Origin of the sequence: Acrocarpospora sp. B8E8 (assembly GCF_039871605.1) — a bacterium.
GTDB classification, from domain to species: Bacteria; Actinomycetota; Actinomycetes; order Streptosporangiales; family Streptosporangiaceae; genus Acrocarpospora; species Acrocarpospora macrocephala.
In genome coordinates, this window is record NZ_JBDPLV010000019.1 from 143784 (window position 1) to 161950 (window position 18167).

12 protein-coding genes and 1 pseudogene are annotated in these 18167 nt (G+C 69.3%); 10 read left to right on the forward strand and 3 right to left on the reverse strand.

Translation table 11 applies throughout. From position 1 onward, the window contains the following. Positions 1 to 48 precede the first annotated feature (48 nt). Genes ABGB08_RS20570 through ABGB08_RS20580 form a run of 3 tightly spaced genes read right to left on the reverse strand, consistent with a single transcriptional unit; the run spans position 49 to position 5226 of the window. The gene (locus tag ABGB08_RS20570) at positions 49 to 1392 is read right to left on the reverse strand and encodes an aminoglycoside phosphotransferase (RefSeq protein ID WP_347592591.1); all 1344 of its coding nucleotides are present in this window, start codon (positions 1390 to 1392) and stop codon (positions 49 to 51) included. Between the two features lie 4 nt (positions 1393 to 1396). Then, entirely contained in the window at positions 1397 to 3109 is a 1713-nt protein-coding gene (treS, locus tag ABGB08_RS20575) for a maltose alpha-D-glucosyltransferase (RefSeq protein WP_347592593.1), read from the reverse strand. Between the two features lie 32 nt (positions 3110 to 3141). Then, positions 3142 to 5226: an alpha-1,4-glucan--maltose-1-phosphate maltosyltransferase gene (locus ABGB08_RS20580; protein ID WP_347592595.1), complete on the reverse strand. Its 2085-nt coding sequence runs from the start codon at positions 5224 to 5226 to the stop codon at positions 3142 to 3144. Between the two features lie 319 nt (positions 5227 to 5545). Between ABGB08_RS20580 and glgP the strand changes: the two genes are divergently transcribed. From glgP to ABGB08_RS20630, 10 genes and pseudogenes are all read left to right on the forward strand, one after another. Continuing rightward, the gene (gene glgP, locus ABGB08_RS20585; RefSeq protein WP_347592597.1) at positions 5546 to 8149 is read left to right on the forward strand and encodes an alpha-glucan family phosphorylase; all 2604 of its coding nucleotides are present in this window, start codon (positions 5546 to 5548) and stop codon (positions 8147 to 8149) included. Positions 8150 to 8492: 343 nt separating this feature from the next. Beyond that, the gene (locus tag ABGB08_RS20590; protein WP_155349710.1) at positions 8493 to 8660 is read left to right on the forward strand and encodes a hypothetical protein; all 168 of its coding nucleotides are present in this window, start codon (positions 8493 to 8495) and stop codon (positions 8658 to 8660) included. A gap of 11 nt (positions 8661 to 8671) precedes the next feature. Next, the gene (locus ABGB08_RS20595; RefSeq protein WP_347592599.1) at positions 8672 to 9514 is read left to right on the forward strand and encodes a M55 family metallopeptidase; all 843 of its coding nucleotides are present in this window, start codon (positions 8672 to 8674) and stop codon (positions 9512 to 9514) included. A 19-nt stretch (positions 9515 to 9533) separates the two neighbouring features. Further along, positions 9534 to 11075, forward strand: a complete 1542-nt coding sequence (locus tag ABGB08_RS20600) for an FAD-dependent oxidoreductase (RefSeq protein ID WP_347592601.1) — start codon at positions 9534 to 9536, stop codon at positions 11073 to 11075. 11 nt (positions 11076 to 11086) lie between these two features. After that, positions 11087 to 11578 carry a YbaK/EbsC family protein gene (locus ABGB08_RS20605; RefSeq protein ID WP_347592619.1) on the forward strand — a complete coding sequence of 164 codons (492 nt, stop codon included), beginning with the start codon at positions 11087 to 11089 and terminating at the stop codon, positions 11576 to 11578. Between the two features lie 106 nt (positions 11579 to 11684). Further along, the gene (locus tag ABGB08_RS20610; protein ID WP_347592603.1) at positions 11685 to 13790 is read left to right on the forward strand and encodes a protein kinase; all 2106 of its coding nucleotides are present in this window, start codon (positions 11685 to 11687) and stop codon (positions 13788 to 13790) included. Then, the gene (locus ABGB08_RS20615) at positions 13791 to 15815 is read left to right on the forward strand and encodes a serine/threonine-protein kinase (protein WP_347592605.1); all 2025 of its coding nucleotides are present in this window, start codon (positions 13791 to 13793) and stop codon (positions 15813 to 15815) included. Between the two features lie 67 nt (positions 15816 to 15882). Then, on the forward strand, positions 15883 to 17118 hold the full coding sequence (locus tag ABGB08_RS20620; protein WP_347592607.1) for a serine/threonine-protein kinase: 1236 nt from the start codon (positions 15883 to 15885) through the stop codon (positions 17116 to 17118). Between the two features lie 125 nt (positions 17119 to 17243). Then, a complete protein-coding gene (locus ABGB08_RS20625; protein ID WP_347592609.1) occupies positions 17244 to 18023 on the forward strand; it encodes an electron transfer flavoprotein subunit beta/FixA family protein in 780 nt (259 codons plus the stop codon). Positions 18024 to 18034: 11 nt separating this feature from the next. Beyond that, positions 18035 to 18167 (forward strand): annotated as a pseudogene (locus ABGB08_RS20630) (electron transfer flavoprotein subunit alpha/FixB family protein); the annotation flags it as partial.

Here is an 18167-nt window from a genome sequence, read left to right on the forward strand (position 1 = left end):
GTCTGCGGAGGACGTCCCGAGTAAGGCCGCCGGATATTTCGGGATCTGTTATTCCTGGAAGGCGGCCAACGGGATCGGCAGCCACGTGGGTCGGTTACGTGCCTCGTAGACGACTTCGTACACAGCCTTGGAGAGCTTCAAGGCGTGCAGCAGCACGGCGTCCGCGCCCGTGATGTTGCCCCCGGCTTCGGTGTAACCGGCCAGGAAGGCGGCGCGGTTGCGCGCCGACCACTCCTGCGCCCGGGACACCAGCGAGGCCGCGTCCGGATGGTCGGCCAGCAGATGCCGGGCCGCGTACTCGATCGAGCGCAGCATGCCCGCCACATCCCGCAGCGGCGAGTCCAGCGCCCGCCGCTCGGCCAGCGGCTGCCCGGGCTCGCCCTCGAAGTCGAGCACCACCCAGTCGGCCGCCGTCCGCATCACCTGCCCGAGGTGGTAATCCCCGTGCACCCGCTGCACGGCCACCGGCCGGTCGATGTCCGCCAGCCGGTCATAGGCCGCATGCGCCACCTCCGCGTGCGCGTCCAGTTGCGGCACCTCCGCGATGGCCCGATCCAGCCGCCGCCTGAACCGCTCCGTCATGCGCTTGACCTCGGGCGGCTCGATCACCGCGGTCGGAAAGGCCCGGGCCAGATCACGGTGCACCTGCGCGGTCGCCGTGCCCAGCCGCCGCGCCTCGGCCGCGAAGTCCCCGCCGGCGTCGGCCGCCGACACGTCCCTGGGCTGCGCGTAAAGATCGCGCACGCTGGTCAGCGCCATCGCCCAGCCCTCGCTGGAGTTGGACAGGAACTCCTGCATGATCGCCAGCGTGGTCGTCTCCCCGTCCAGCGTGGTCTCGATCCACCCGTACGGCTTCGCCACATGCGAGGACCCCTGCGCCGCCAGCGCGGTCACGATCTCCAGCTCCGGATTGACCCCCGGGATCAGCGCGCGGAACTGCTTGAGGATGTACTTGTCGCCGTACACGATCGAGGTGTTGGACTGCTCGGCCGTCATCACCAGGCTGCGCTGTGTCGTGTCGATCTCGACCCCGGGAACCCGGTGGAAGGCCAGCGGATCGACCCTCAGGTTCACGTCCATGCCGGTCAGCAGCCAGCCGGTCAGGCCGGCGTCGTGCGCCGCGTCGAACGCGTAACGATCACGGCCGCCCCATTCGGTCCGCCCGATCATCGCGTGCCTGAGCCGGTCCGGAATCTCGTCCCGCAGCCCCAGCAGCAGCTGGTAGCGGGTGACCCGATCGCCCTGCCGTACCGAGATGATCAGATGGGCGAGGATCGGGTCGTCGGCCGCGAGCTGGGTGCTCGACTCGATCGACAGCTCGTCGATCGGGCGCCCCTTACCGGCGAACCAGCGTTGAGTAGCGATCCAGCCGGTAAGGAGCTCGGTCAGCACGTTATTAGTCCTCCCGTGACACCGGTGGGATGGTGAACCAGTAGAAACCATGCCCCGGAAGCGTCAAAAGATACGGAAGTTCACCAATTCGGGGGAAGGGAACGCCCCCCATGGTCTCCACCGGCTCCGCACCCTCGAAGCGCCGCAGGTCCAGTTCGACCGGCTGCGGGAAGCGGGACAGGTTGTTGACGCAGAGCACCCGGTCGTCGCCCAGCTCCCGGACGAAGGCCAGCACGCTCGGGTTGGAGGAGTTGAGCTCGATGAACTCGCCGAGGCCGAACACCGGGTGCCGCTTGCGGATGTCGATCATCCGCTTGGTCCAGTGCAGCAGCGAGCCCGAGCTCTTTTGCTGCGCCTCGACGTTGATCGCCTGGTAGCCGTAGATCGGGTCCATCACCGGCGGCAGGTAGAGCCGGCCCGGGTCGCAGGTGGAGAAGCCCGCGTTCCGGTCGGGCGTCCACTGCATGGGCGTACGGACTCCGTCGCGATCGCCCAGCCAGATGTTGTCCCCCATCCCGATTTCGTCCCCGTAATAGAGCACCGGTGAACCCGGAAGGGACAAAAGGAGCGCCGTGAAGAGCTCGATCTGGTTCCTGTCGTTCTCCAGCAGGGGGGCCAGGCGGCGGCGGATGCCCACGTTTGCGCGCATCCGGGGGTCCTTGGCGTACTCGGAGTACATGTAGTCGCGCTCTTCGTCGGTGACCATTTCGAGGGTGAGCTCGTCGTGGTTGCGGAGGAAGATGCCCCACTGGCAGTTCTCCGGGATCTTCGGGGTCTGCGCCATGATCTCCGAGATCGGGTAACGCGACTCCCGCCGTACGGCCATGAAGATGCGCGGCATCAGCGGGAAATGGAACGCCATGTGGCACTCGTCCCCGCCGGTGACCGGGTCGCCGAAGTATTCGACCACGTCGGCCGGCCACTGGTTGGCCTCCGCCAGGAGCACCCGGTCGGGATAGAGGCGGTCCACCTCGGCGCGGACCCGCTTGAGGTATTCGTGCGTCCTGGGCAGGTTCTCGCAGTTGGTGCCCTCCTGCTCGAACAGGTAGGGGATGGCGTCCATCCGGAACCCGTCGATGCCGAGGTCCAGCCAGAACCGCAGCACCTCCAGCATCGCCTCCTGCACGTCCGGGTTCTCGTAGTTGAGGTCCGGCTGGTGGCTGAAGAAGCGGTGCCAGTAGTACTGACCGCGGACCGGGTCGTGGGTCCAGTTGGACGTCTCGGTGTCGATGAAGATGATCCGGGCGTCCTTGTACTTCTCGTCGTTGTCGTGCCAGACGTAGAAGTCGCCGTACGGTCCGGCCGGGTCACGCCGGGAGGCCTGGAACCACGGGTGCTGGTCGCTGGTGTGGTTCATGACCAGGTCGGCGATGACCCGGATGCCGCGTTTGTGGGCTTCCTCGACCAGCCTCACGAAGTCCCCGAGATCCCCAAATTCGGGCAAAATCTTCATAAAGTCGGCGATGTCGTATCCGCCGTCTCGGAGGGGGGATTCGTAGAGCGGGAGCAGCCAGAGGCAGTCGATCCCGAGCCACTGGAAGTAGTCGAGCTTTTCGATCAGGCCGCGAATGTCGCCCGTGCCGTCCCCGTTGGAGTCGGCGAAGCCTCGGATCAGCACTTCATAGAACACCGCCCGCTTGTACCAGTACTGATCGCGGGGTTTGTCGTGCGTGAAGGTGTTCGGGATGGGCTGATGCTGAATCGGCGTAAGGCTCACCGTTGTACTCCCCGGTTGTGCAAGGGCTGTCCTCACGGGCGGTGCGCTGACCCGTGACGCAGCGTGAAGACGTGTGCGGGATTGAGATGTGGATCGAGGCGCACGTAATTGGACTGCCGCCAGCGGTACGACTCGCCCGACAGCTCGTCGTCCACGACGAACTCGGCATGCCAGTCGAGACCGAGGGCCGGCAGGTCCAGATGGACGATGCCCTCATGGGTGTGGTGCGGATCCAGGTTGACGACAGCCAGAACGACGTCGCCTAGGGCGTGCCGTCGTGTGGCCGTGTCGTAGGCGCCGGGGAGCCGCTTCGAGAAGCAGATCACATCCGGCTGATCGCAGTTGTGAAACCGTAGATTACGCAATTCCTGGAGCGCCGGGTGTGCTCTTCTGAACAAATTGAGATGCGTGATGAGCGGAGCGAGGCTCCGCCCCTCCCGTTCGGCCGCCGCCCAGTCCCTCGGCCGGTACTGGTACTTCTCACTGTCCAGGTACTCCTCGCTGCCCGGCCGGACCGCGACGTTCTCGCCCAGTTCATATCCCGCGTACACCCCCCAGGTCGGCGCCGTCAGCGCGGCCAGCACCGCGCGGATCTTGAAGGCGGGTATGCCACCGTTTTGAAGGTACTCATGCAAGATGTCGGGAGTGTTGACGAACAGATTCGGGCGCAAAAAATGTCCCGTTTCGTGGGCCAGCTCCGAGAGATACTCCTCCAGCTCGGCCCGCGAGTTCTTCCAGGTGTAGTACGTGTACGACTGGTGGAACCCGACCTTCGCCAGCGCGCGCATCATGGCCGGACGCGTGAACGCCTCCGACAGGAACAGCACGTCCGGGTCGTCGGTCCTGATGTCGGCCAGCAGCCGCTCCCAGAACGCCACCGGCTTGGTGTGGGGGTTGTCCACCCGGAAGATCCGTACGCCGTGCTCCATCCAGTGCAGCACCACCCGCTTGACCTCGGCGTAGATCCCGGCCGGATCCTTGTCGAAGTTGAGCGGGTAGATGTCCTGGTATTTCTTGGGCGGATTCTCGGCGTACGCGATGGACCCGTCGGCCCGGATGTTGAACCACTCCGGATGTTCCTTCACCCACGGATGGTCCGGCGAGCACTGCAACGCCAGATCGAGCGCGACCTCCATGCCCAGCTCGCGGGTTCGCGCGACAAAGGCGTCAAAGTCCTCGATCGTCCCCAGATCCGGATGAATCGCGTCGTGCCCGCCCTCTTCCCCGCCGATCGCCCACGGCGAACCCGGATCGAACGGCTCCGGGGTCAGCGTGTTGTTGCGCCCCTTGCGGAACGCCACCCCGATCGGGTGGATCGGCGGCAGGTAGACCACGTCGAAGCCCATCTGGGCGACCGCGGGCAAACGCTTGACGGCGGTGGCGAACGTGCCGGAGACAGGCACGCCGTCCTCGATCACCGCCCCCTCCGAGCGGGGGAAGAACTCATACCAGGAGCCGAACAGCGCCCGCCGCCGGTCCACCCGGATCCGCGCCGGCGTCGCCTTCGTGACCAGGTCACGCAGCGGATGCGCGGCGACCAGCGCCAGCGTCTCCGGCAGCTGCGCCACCGCGAACCTGGCCCGCGGATCCACCTCGTCGTCCCGCAACCGCGCGGCCAGCGCCAGTAGCGCGGCCCGGTGCCCGCACATCCGCAGCTCCGCCTGGAGCAGCGCCCGATCGCTCGCCTTCACCAGCCGTTTCGCGCCCGGCAGGCAGTCACCGGCCCGCACCGCCTTGGCGGCGCGCTCGAACAGGCGGGCGCCCTCCTCGCACATCAGGTCGGCGTCGAGCCCGCGGGGGATCTTGATCCCGGCGTCGTGCAGCCAGGTCGCCACCGGGTCGCTCCACGCCTCCACCCGGAAGGACCACAACCCTTCCGAGGGCAGGGTCACGCTCACCCCCCACCGATCGGTGCCCGGCGCGAGCTCGCGCATGGGCTGCAGCCGCCCGGCCACGCCCTGGGGGTCGATCAGCACGACCCCCGCGGCGACCGCGTCGTGTCCCTCCCGGAACACGGTGGCGCTGATCTCGAAGGTTTCCCCTGCGGCCGCCTTCGCGGGACGCTTCCCGCAGTCGACGACAGGGTGGATGTCCTGGATTGGGATTCTTCCGATCATCGTTTCTCAACGTAGCGACGGCACACCCGGTGCCGCCGGAGTTCACGGGGCAGGATCGATCTTTACTCGGAGTCGGGCAGCACGAACCACGACCCGCCGAGCGGGCCGGTGGCTCATACAGGAGTTGCCCCAATGCTCCATGTTTACCCATGGATATGAAAGAGCATGGCGCGGGTCAACTCCATCTCCTTCCGCCGAGCCGTGGACGGGCAGCGGAATCACGGGCGGGACTGCGGATCTGTGATGTTTGAGTCCGTAGGGCAATGGTGAGAGCTGTATGTGCTCCTCCACCCCCTCACATCCCCTAGGGTCTGGCCACGTGAGAGCTATTCGCAGGTTCACCGTCCGTACCGTCCTTCCGGCCGAACTCGCCCCGCTCGGTGAGCTGGTCCAGAATCTCCGCTGGTCGTGGCACCCGGAGACGATGGACCTGTTCGCCGACGTGGACCCCGACGTGTGGGAGCGCGTCGGCCACGATCCGGTGGCTTTGCTCGGCGCCGTGGCCGCCGACCGGCTGCGCGAACTCGCCCGCGATCGCCGCTTCCTGCGTCGCCTGGCCGACGCCGCCGACGACCTCCGGGAATACATGACCGCCCCGCGGTGGTACCAGACCCTCCCCAGCGGCCCCGCCGCCATCGGCTATTTCTCCCCCGAGTACGGCATCGCCGCCGCGCTCCCGCAATATTCCGGCGGCCTGGGCATCCTCGCCGGAGACCATCTGAAAGCCGCCAGCGACCTGGGCGTGCCGATCCTGGGGGTCGGCCTGCTCTACCGGCACGGCTACTTCTCCCAGTCGCTGTCGCCGGAGGGCTGGCAGCAGGAGCACTACCCGTCGCTGGACCCCGGCGGCCTGCCGCTGTCGCTGCTGAAGGAGGAGGACGGCACGCCGTCCCGGATCCGGATCGGCCTGCCCGGCGGGCGCACCCTGCACGCCCAGATCTGGGTGGCCCAGGTCGGGCGCATCCCGCTGCTGCTGCTCGACTCCGACGTCGCCGACAACGACACCGCCGCCCGCGACGTCACCGACCGCCTCTACGGCGGCGGCGGCGACCACCGCCTCATGCAGGAGCTGCTGCTCGGCATCGGCGGCGTACGGGCGCTGCGCGCGTACTGCAGGATCACCGGCCACGCCGAACCCGAGGTCTTCCACACCAACGAGGGCCACGCGGGCTTCCTCGGGCTTGAGCGCATCCGCGAGCTCACCGAGGCGCGGCTGTCCTTCGACGAAGCCCTGGAGGCGGTGCGGGCGGGCACGGTGTTCACCACCCACACCCCCGTGCCGGCCGGGATCGACCGGTTCCCGGCGGAGATGATCGGGCGGCAGTTCGGCGGCGACAACGCCTGGCCGACCGTGGACGTCGATCGCATCCTGGAGCTCGGGGCCGAGCCCGAGGCGGCGGACGGGGACGGCGAGAAGGCCGTCTTCAACATGGCCGTCATGGGCATGCGGCTGGCGCAGCGGGTCAACGGCGTGTCGGTGCTGCACGGCGAGGTCAGCCGGGAGATGTTTCAGGGGTTGTGGCCCGGGTTCGACCTCTCCGAGGTGCCGATCGGGTCGATCACCAACGGCGTGCACGCGCCGACCTGGGTGGGGCGCGAGGTGATGGAGCTCGCCGGGAAGGAACTGCCGACGCTGGTCGATCGCACGCAGGGCTGGGACAGCGTGCAGAAGCTGTCCGAGGGCGATATCTGGACCATTCGCGGCCAGCTCAGGGGCCGGCTGGTCGAGGACGCGCGCAAGCGGCTGCGGCGGTCCTGGCGGGAGCGTGGCGCGTCGGAAGCCGAGCTCGGCTGGACCGACGAGGCGCTCGATCCCGGCGTGCTGACCATCGGGTTCGCGCGGCGGGTGCCGTCCTACAAGCGGCTCACGCTCATGCTCAGCGACCCCGACCGGCTGCGGGACCTGCTGCTCGATCCCGAGAAGCCGGTGCAGATCCTGATCGCCGGCAAGGCGCACCCCGCCGACGAGGGCGGCAAGAAGCTCATCCAGCAGATCGTGAAATTCGCTGACATGGAGGATGTGCGGCATCGCATCGTCTTCCTGCCCGATTACGACATGGCCCTCGGCCAGCTGCTCGTCCAGGGCTGCGACGTGTGGATGAACAACCCGCTGCGCCCGCTCGAAGCCTGCGGCACCTCCGGCATGAAGGCTGCCCTCAACGGCGGCCTCAACCTCTCCATCCGCGACGGCTGGTGGGACGAGTGGTATGACGGCACCAACGGCTGGGCCATCCCCACCGCCGACGGCGTCACCGACCCCGACCGCCGCGACGAACTCGAAGCCGCCGCCCTCTACGACCTCATCGAACGCGAGGTCGCCGACCGCTTCTACGACCGCGCCGCCGACGGCCTCCCGCGCCGCTGGCTGGAAATGGTCAAGCACACCCTCAGCTCCCTCGGCCCCAAGGTCCTGGCCGGCCGCATGCTCCGCGACTACGTCATCGAGCTGTACGCCCCCGCCGCCGACTCAGCCCGCACCCTCTCCGCCGACCACTACCACGGCGCCAAATCCTTCGCCGCCTGGAAACTCCGCGTCTCCCAGGCCTGGCCCGGCATCCGCGTCGAACACGTGGAGACCTCCGGCATCGGCGACACCCCCGAACTAGGCGCCACCATGGAAATCACCGCCACCATCGCCCTCGGCGACCTCTCCCCGGAAGACATCCACGTCCAGTCCGGCTACGGCCGCGTAGGCCCCCACGACGAACTGATCGACCCCACCTACGTCACCCTCACCGCCGGCCCCCCCGGCGACGACGGCCGAGCCCCCTTCACCGGCACCATCCCCCTAGACCGCACCGGCGCCTTCGGCTACTCGGTCCGAGTGGTCCCCCACCACCCCCTCATGGCCTCCCCCGCCGAACTAGGCCTCATCACGGTCCCAGAGGAACCCGCCGGAATGACCAACGGCACATTGCGCTAACCACGCGTACCCGGCCCGCCGCACCCAAGCCACGGGCCGGGCTTTGCCTCCCGGACTTCCGGGTGGTTCCCCCACCCACCCGCCCTTTGGGACGCTCGCGCTCGGCCCCATCGGCCTCCGGCCTCGGGCTCGGGGTAAGACGTGGCCATCGTTTCGTGTGGGCGACCACGGGGATGACGGGGGCGGGCGGAGCCCGAGGGGAAACAAAGGGATGGGTGGGTGGGAGAACCACCTAGAGTTTGGTAGGTGGCGAGAAGCCCGGATTGTGATCAGAGCTGGGCGTTTTCGTTGTTCGGTGCGGCTATCGTGGCCGTTTATGCGGTTCGTCTTGAGGGTTGTTCCCATGCGGCTTCGGCGGGCGGTGCGGGCCCGGATCGATGCGCGTTATGTGACCAAAGCTGATCATCTGCGGGACATCAGGGATACCTTGTGGGAGGTCCAGATGTTGCGGCGGGAGGTTGTGGCGATGCGGCGGGAGCTGGATCGGTTGCGGGATCTCAAGACCGTCTGAGAGTTGGGGGCATGCGGGTTTATCTGTCGGTTGATATGGAGGGCGTCACCGGGCTGACCGATCCTGAGGAGATGCACGCGGGCGGCCGGGGATATGAGCGCGGCTGCGAGCTGATGACGGAGGACGCCAACGCGGTGGTGGCGGGGGCGTTCGAGGCGGGGGCGCGGGCGGTTTTGCTCAATGACGCGCACGGGTCGACCAAGAACCTCCGGGTCGATCTGCTGGACCCGCGGGCCACGCTCATCAGAGGGCCGGGAAAGCCGCATCGCATGGCTCAGGGGTTGACCGCGGACTTCGACGCCGCCTGTTTTGTGGGATATCACGCCAGGGCAGGCGTGCCGCACGGGGTGCTCAACCACACGTGGATGGGTAAGGAGATCCACAACGTCTACCTCAACGACGAGATCTGCGGGGAGACGCGGCTGGTGGCGGGGTTCGCGGGAGCGCTGGGGGTGCCGGTGGCGCTGGTCACGGGCGATGACGCGGTCTGCGAGGAGGCCGTGGAGTTGCTGGGCGAGGTGGAGACGGTCGCGGTCAAGAAGGGCGTGGATCGTTTCTCGGCCGAGTTGTTGCCGCCGTCGGTAGCCCAGGAGCGGATCAGAGAAGCGGCCGGGAGGGCGTTGAACCGGCTGTCGGATTTCTCGCCCTACGTGGTGCAGCCGCCGTACCGGCTGGGGGTCGAGTGGAACTCCACGGCGATCGCGGCGGGTTGCGCCCTGGTCCCGGGCACGCGCCTGGTCGGCCCCCGGCACACCGAGTTCGAGACCGGCGACTACCACGAGATCATGGCCCTCTTCGGCCTCTTCGCGATGATCGCCGGCCAGGTGGCCTGCGGCAGCGGAATCTACGGCTGACCGCTCAAGGAGAGACTCGATGACCGTCACCCGGCGCGCGCTGCTGATCGGACTGGGGGCCGCCGGAGGGGCGGGCGCCATGTACGCCGCCATGAACGTCCTCGGCTTAGCCCCCGGCGAGCAGCGCTCGGAATTCGAAGCCCCGCGCCCGTCGGACTTCGCGTTACGCGGCAAATCCGCCGCCAAAGTCGTCATCCTCGGCGCCGGCATCGCCGGCCTCACCTGTGCGTACGAACTAGGCAAAGCCGGATACGACTGCACGATCCTGGAGGCCGCCGACCGGATCGGCGGCCGGAACCTGACCCTGCGGGGCGGCGACCAGCTCACCGAGACCACCGGCGAGAAGCAGACCGCACGCTTCGGCGAGGGCGTCTACTTCAACGCGGGCCCGGCCAGAATCGCCTCCTGGATGGTCACCCTCGACTACTGCCGCGAACTCGGCGTCCCCATCGAACCGTTCGTCAACGGCAACGCCTCCGCCTACATCTACACCTCCGGCATGAAGGCCCCCGTCCGCTATCGAACCGCCCGCGCCGACGTCTTCGGCACCCTCTCCGAACTCCTCGCCAAGGCCACCAGCCAGGGCGCGCTCAACGACACCGTCCAGGAATCCGACAAGGAACTCCTGCTGGACTTCCTCCGCCAGTTCGGCGACCTCGGCGACAAGACCACCTACGAGGGCTCGGAACGCCGCGGCTTCGCCACCTACCCCGGGGTGGAGGCCGGAACACCGCTCCCACCCGCGCCGCCGCTCAGCGAACTCCTCGGCTACCACCTCGGACCCGCGCTCACCTTCGACCTTTCCTCCGAGCAGGCCATGCCCATGTTCCAGCCGGTCGGCGGCATGGACTCGATCGTCACCGCCCTCGCCGACGTGATCGGCCGGGACCGCATCCAGCTCTCCTCCCCGGTCTCCAAGGTCACCAACCTGGACGACGGCGTCGAGATCACCCACGCCGGCGGCACGATCAAAGCCGGTTACTGCGTCGCCACCCTCCCCCCGCACCTGATGGCGAAGATCCCCGGCAACCTCGACACCCGCGTCCTGGCCGCCCTCCGCGCCGCCCAGCCCTTCGCCGCGGGAAAGCTCGGCCTGGAGTACGGCCGCCGCTGGTGGGAGCAGGAGGACCGCATCTACGGCGGCATCACCGAGACCGACCTCGACATCGCCCGCATCTGGTACCCGTCAGAAGGGTTCCACCGCCCCCGCGGCCTGGTCGTCGGCTACTACAACTTCGCCGCCGACGCCGACACTTATACCGCCCTGAAGCACCCAGCCCGCCTGGAGAAAGCCCTCGCCCAGGGCGAACGCGTGCACGGCCCGAAATACCGGAAAGACCTGCTTTCCAGCATCTCGATGGCCTGGTCCAACCGCCCCCACATCGAGGGCGCCTGGGCCAACATGCCCCCGTCCACCCTGCTCCACGAGCCCGCCGGCCGGGTCTACTTCGCCGGTGACTGGCTCACCCACCTGGTCGCCTGGCAGGCTGGAGCCTTCGAGTCCGCCCGCCACGTGGTGACCAGCCTCCACGACCGGGTGCTGAAGGAGGAGACCGAGTGACGCTCGACTGGATGCCCGCCGCCGACCACCTCGACCTGCTGGCCGACCCGGTGGCCAAAGCCCTGGTCCCAGGCTTGCGGGTGGCCGAGATCGACCCCGGCCTGGCCGACACGGCCGCCTTCTGCGCGAGGTACGGCGTCGCCCTCGAAGACTCCGCCAACTGCGTGATCGTGGCCGGAAAGCGCGGCGGCGAGACCCGCTACGCGGCCGTCATGGTCCTGGCCACCGACCGCGCCGACGTCAACGGCGTGATCAGGAAATGGCTGGACGTCCGCAAGGTGTCCTTCGCCCCGCAGTCAGAGGCAGTCGCCCTCACCGGGATGGAATACGGCGGTATCACCCCGCTGGGCCTCCCCGAAGGCTGGCCCGTCCTCGTTGATGAAAACGTGACCAACCGTTCATTTCTAGTGATCGGAAGCGGTGTACGCCGCTCCAAGCTGGCCATATCCGGCGCCGACGTGGTCGCCGCCACCCGGGGCGAGACACTGGTGCTCACATTGTGACCGTAGGGTGGGAAACCGTTGAGCCACGCCTAACGTTGTGCTTAGCAGGAATGTGGCCCGATGGTTCACTCATGGACGGTGTTTTAGTCGGTATGGTGCTTAAGGCATGAATCAGGACGACCGACTGGGCCCCTACCGGTTGCTGCGGCGGCTCGGTGAGGGTGGTATGGGCGTGGTCCACCTGGCCTTGGATCCTCATGGCAGGCAGGTGGCCGTCAAGGTGCTGCGCCCGGAGGTCGCCGGAGACGACACCGCGCGTCGGCGCCTCTCACGCGAGGTCGAGACCATGCGGCGGGTCCGCAACCGGCACATCGCCGAGGTCGTGGACGCGGATGTGACCGGCCAGCGGCCGTACATCGTGACCAGATACGTCCCCGGGCGCCCGCTGGACGAGATCGTCAAGCAGGACGGGGCGCTCCCGGTGGAGGCGCTGCTCAAGGTGGCCGCCGGGGTGGCCGAGGCGCTCGCCGCCGTGCACGCCGCCGGGGTCATCCACCGCGACCTCAAACCGGGCAACGTGCTGATGCTGGACGGCGAGCCGGTGCTGATCGACTTCGGCATCGCGCAGGCCGTGGACGCCACCCGGCTCACCCAGACCGGCATGTTCATCGGCACCCCCGGCTACCTCGCCCCCGAGATCATCGAAGGCCACGAGGCCGGCCCCGAGGTGGACGTGCACGCCTGGGCGGGCACGCTGCTCTACGCCGCAACCGGCCTGCCGCCGTTCGGCAAGGGCACGCTGGAGATGATCTTCTTCAACATCACCTCCGGCAAGGCGAACGTGGAGGGCGCGCCGCAGGTCATCCAGCCGGTGCTGCGGGCCGCGCTGCAACGCGACCCGGCCCGCCGCCCGACCGCGTCCGAGCTGCGCGACCAGGTGGCGAGGCTGCTGCCGAATCCGTACCGGCCGCGGGTGCCCGACGAGGTCACCACGGTGCCGAACGTGGACCAGACCACCGGAAAGCCGATCGCGGTCATGGGCCTGGACGGGCCGCCGCCGCAGCCACGTCCGGCCTCGCACGAGCAGGTCAACCAGCCGGTCGCGCCGCTCAAGCCGAACCCGCTCATCACCCCGGCCGTGTCCCGGTCGGAGTTCGTCTCGCTGCTCGGCGACGCCCCGGCGACCGGCCAGGTGGCCTCCCCACCGCCCGCCGGCCAGGCGGGCGACCCGTTCCCGACCGTGCGCGTCACCGGCGAGGACCTCCGCCGCGCCGGGCTCACCGCCCAGCCGGACGTGTCCCAGCCACCCAAGTACGAGCCGCCGCCCCCGAAGTACGAGCCGCCGACCATCCCCAAGATCGTCGAAGGCGACATCCCCACCCGGATGGGCCCTCCGTCCGGGGCGAGCGCCTGGCAGCCGCACCAGCCGCCGCCCGCGCAGGAGCAGCCCGGCAGGGACGGCGACATTCCCACCCGGCGGGTGCGCCCGGAGGAACTCCGCCAGTCGCTGCCGCAGCAGCAGAACTTCTTCGAGCAGCCGCCGGACTTCTACGAGCAGACCCCGCACGTCCACCAGCCGCATCCGCCGCCGTTCCAGCAGACGGTCAGGGTGCCGCCGCCGCAACCACTGCACAACCCGGGCATGCGGCCCGGCAACATGCTCCAGCGTTCCAAGGCCTACGGGGTGGCCAGCTCGTTCATGCTGGTCGCGATGACCGCGGCGGCCGTGATCGCGCCGGTGCTGGTCGCGCTGATCGCGATCCCCGCCGTCGTGCTGTTCCGGGCTGCCGACATCGCCCAGCCGGAGCTCAACACCCGCCGCCCGATCGGCGCCGCGGCGAGCGACGTGTTCCGGGTGATCGGCCTGCCCGGGCCGCTGTTCAAGTCGATCGGGTCCACGCTGGGACTGGTCCTTTACGGGCTGATCCTCGGCGTCCCGGTCACGCTGCTGCTGACCGTCCTGGTCACCACCATGGACGAGAACTCCGCCCTCGCCTGGGGCGTCGCCGTCGCCCTCTGGGCGATCTGCGCGGGACCGGCCGTGGAAGCGCCCACCCGCCAGGTACGGCGTACGCTCGCGTCCCTGCTCCCCACCCGGGGGGCGGCCGTCGGCGCGGCGTGGGGGATCGGGGTGATCGCGGTGTTGCTGGCCGGAATCGCGCTGCTGTCGGTGAGGGGGGACAACACCGCCGGCCTCTTCTGGGGCTTTGACATTCAGGAGCTGATTGAGCGTTTGACCGTGCTACGGCAACAGGGACCAGGGGGGTCATAGATGGCCACGACTGAGGCTCCGGAGCGGATCGGGCCCTACCGGTTGCTCCGCCGGCTCGGTGAGGGGGGCATGGGGGTTGTCCACCTCGGACTCGACAGGGACAACCGCGAGGTCGCCGTCAAGGTGCTGCACCCGCATGTCGCGTCCGACCTGAAGGCGCGGGACCGGCTCACCCGCGAGGTGGAGACCATGCGCCGGGTGCGCAGCCCCCGGGTCGCCGAGGTCCTGGACGCGGATCTGATCGGGGCGACGCCGTACATCGTGACCCGGTTCGCGCCCGGCCGCACGCTGGAGCAGCACGTGCTGGAGGACGGGCCGCTGCCGGCCCGCGATCTGATCCGGCTCGCGCGCGGCCTCTGCGAGGCCCTGGTCGCGGTGCACGCCGCCGACGTCATCCACCGCGACCTCAAACCGGCCAACGTGATGCTGGTCGAACGGCCCGGCGGGTTCGATCCGCTGGTCATCGACTTCGGCATCGCGCACCTGGTGAACGCCACCCGGCTGACCCAGACGGGCATGTTCGTCGGCACCCCCGGCTACCTGGCGCCCGAGATCATCAGGGACGCCGGGATCACCCAGGCCGCCGACGTGCACGCTCTGGCGGCGACGGTCTTCTTCGCGGCCACCGCGCAGCCGCCGTTCGGGTCCGGCACGTTCGAGGTGGTCTGTTACAACATCCTGGAGGGCAAGGCCAAGGTCGACCTGGCGCCCGCGTGGCTGCGCGGGTGGCTGCGGCTGGCCCTGTCCACCGACATGGGGACGCGGCCCACGGCGGGCGCGCTGCTGCGGCTGACCCGGGCGCTGGACCCGTCGGTGACCGTGTTCAAGGAGTCGGCCGCCACGCACGTGCTGACCGGTGAGGACGGGACCCGCGTGCTGGAGGACGGGACCCAGATCCTCGCGGACGGCACCCGCATCCACGTCGACGGCACTCGGGTTCTGAACGACGGCTCCAAGGTGCTCGCGGACGGCACGCGCATTCTGGCCGACGGCACCCGTGTCCTGAGCGACGGCACCCGGGTGGTGAACGACGGCACCCGCGTTCTCGACGACGGGCCCGGTGGCACGCGGGGGCTGCCCGTCAACCAGACGCACTCGGATCTGCTGACGCCGGTCAACTACGTCAAGCCGGAGCGTCCGCAGAAGCCGCCCAAGCCGCAGAAGGCGCGTAAGGCCGCGCCGCCGCCGCCCTACGTGCCGCCCCCGCCGTACCAGCCGGCGCCGTTCCCCGACCAGCGGGTGGCCGGGTATCCGGCGCCGGTGAACGCCCAGCCGACCGCGCCGCCCCGGTACCAGCCGCCGCCGCCCGCGCAGGCCAGGCCGTACCAGCCGGAGCCGAGCCCGAGCGGGCAGCGCTACCGGACCGGGCACCCGGTCCTGGCCGCGATGCTGCTCGCCGTGCTGGTCGCGGCGGCCTGCCTGCTGCCGGTGATCGTCAGCCTGTTCGCCATCGCCGCCGCGCTCTGCCTGCGGGTCGGCCACTACCTGTTCGGCGGCCTCACCGAGCGGCGGCAGAGCCGGGGGAGCAGCGGCGCCGACCCGGTGCTGGCCGTGCTCGGCACCCCGTGGGCGCTGATCAAGGCGACCCTGGCGACGCTGTTCCAGGTGCCGCTCTCGATCATGTTCGGGATGTGCGTCTGGGGCCTGCTCGTGTACGGCGCGCACCAGAACACCGACACCGCCGCCGGATACGCCGCCGGTGCCTTCGTGGCCGGGCTGTTCATCCTGCCGGGCGGCGGCGGCCCGCGGAAGGCGGTCACCAAGTCGCTCAGCGGGCTGATCCGCAGCCCCGGCGCGGGCATGGTGGCCACCATCGCGGTCGGCACGCTCGCCTTCTTCGTGATCATGGCCGCGATCTCGACGGCCGCGTCCTGGGCGCCGTGGCGGCCGCCGTCGGTGGCCATCGACGCGATCGTCTCCGATTTGCAGCAGAAGGGCGAGGACACGGTCGTCAACCTCATCGGCGGCCTGGTGGAGGACTTGATGAACCAGCTCGGGCTGGGCTTCATCACATTCTGGAACTGATACCCGATAGGTGCGGCCGTGGCCTGATTGGGCACGATAGAGCGTGAAGCCGCGAAAGGGAGGGTGCATGGGAGCCGAGTATCTGGGCCCCTATCGCCTGCTTTCCCCGCTCGGCTCGGGCGGATTCGGCGAGGTCCACCTGGCGCTGGACGGCGAGGGCCGCACGGTCGCGGTGAAGGTGCTGCACCCGCACGTGGCCGCCGACGCCTCCGCGCTGGCCCGGCTGGCCCGCGAGGTGGAGACCATGCGCCGGGTCCGCGGCCCGCACGTCGCCGAGGTCCTCGACGCCTCCCTGGACGGCGACCAGCCCTACCTGGTGACCCGGTATGTGCAGGGCCGCGCCCTCTCCGCCGTGGTCGCCGACGGCCCGCTGCACGGCGACGATCTCGTACGGCTCGCGCACGGCCTGGCCGAAGCCCTGGTCGCCGTGCACCGGGCCGGGGTGGTGCACCGCGACCTGAAACCCGCCAACGTGATCCTCGCCGACGGCGAACCCTACGTGATCGACTTCGGCATCGCGTACGCGCTGGACACCGCCGCGGTGACCACCTCGGGCGCGGTCATCGGCACGCCCGGCTATCTCGCCCCGGAGGTCCTGGAGGGCCGCGACGCCGGTCCGGCCGCCGACGTGTTCGCCTGGGCGGCGACGATGGCGTTCGCGGCGTCGGGGCGGCACCCGTACGGGACGGGGCCGGTGCCGGCCGTGGCCTACCGGGTGGTGCACGGGGACCCGGACCTGGACGACGTGCCCGGCTGGCTCGCCCCGCTGCTGCGCGAGTGCCTGCGCGCGGAACCGGCGGCCAGACCGTCGGCCGCGCAGTTGCTGAACCGCCTGGCCGGGACGTTCCGCCAGCGGGTGCTCACCGGAGCGCCGGAACCGGTGACCCCGATGACCGCCGAGCCGCTCTCCGCCCGGGAGGCCGAGACCCGGGAGTGGCGGCCGGGCATGACGCCCGAGCGGCGCTCGTCCGCCGAGGAGTCGCGGTTGCGGCGCCGGGAGGTCATCCGGCGGCGCTGGGTGGTCGGCACCGGGCTGGTGGTAGGCCTGCTGTCCGCCACCGGCCGGGAGCACGTGCCCGAACTGTCGTTGCTGCTGCTCGTCGCGTACGGCACGACGGTCCTGGTGGACGCGGGCTTCGGCCTGGCGGCGAAGTCACGGCCACGCGTGGTGCTAGACCTGGTGTGCATCGCGGGATCTGTCGCGTTGTGGGCGGGGTTGAGCACGCTGTTCAGCACGTTCACGCTGCTGCTGGCGGTGGGCGCGCTGCTGTTCGCCGTGGGTCTGCTGGCGTTGGCGAGTTAAATCACCCCACCTGATACCTCCCGAACATAGTTCGGTAGGGTGCCCGGTAGGAGGTTTGTGATTAAGCTACTCGCGGGTAACATGCGATCAGAGCCACACGGAATACGGGAGGTCGGCCACCGGCCATGAACATCGTCGTCTGCGTGAAGCAGGTCCCCGACACGGCGACCGAGCGCAAGCTGCGGTCCGATGACAAGACGCTCGACCGGGACGCCGCCGACGGCGTCATCAACGAGCTGTGCGAGTACGCGGTCGAGGAGGCGCTGCGTCTGAAGGAGGCCCACGGTGGCGAGGTGACCGTGCTCACCATGGGCCCCGACAAGGCCACCGACACCATCCGCAAGGCCCTGGCCATGGGCGCCGACAAGGCCGTCCACCTGGTCGACCCGGCCCTGCACGGCTCGGACGCGCTGTCCACGTCGTATGCGATGGCCCAGACGCTGAAGAAGATCGGGTTCGACCTGGTCATCCTCGGCTCCGAGTCCACCGACGCCAGAACCGGCATGCTCGCCGCCATGCTGGCCGAGCGGCTGGGCACCCCCCAGCTCACCCTCGCCAACAAGGTCGAGATCTCCGGGACGGGGATCACCGTGCAGCGGGTCACCGACTACGGCTTCGACAAGGTCGACGCGTCGCTGCCGGCCGTCGTCTCCGTGGTCGAGAAGATCAACGAGCCGCGCTACCCGTCCTTCAAGGGCATCATGGCGGCCAAGAAGAAGCCGGTGCAGACCTTCGGCATCGCCGACGCGGAGATCGACGCCGCGCTGGTCGGCGTCGCCAACGCGTGGAGCGAGGTCGCCGACTTCGCGGTCGCGCCGCCGCGCGCGGCCGGCACCGTGGTGAAGGATGAGGGCGACGGCGGCGTCAAGACCGCCGACTTCCTCGCGTCGAAGAAGTTCATCTAGGGAGGGGTGGCATGGCAGAGATCCTGGTGCTCGTCGAGCACGTCGACGGAGACGTCAAGAAGGTCACCCTTGAGCTGCTGACCCTGGCTCGCTCGCTCGGCGAGCCCGCCGCCGTCTGGGCCGGTCCTGGCTACTCCGAGATCG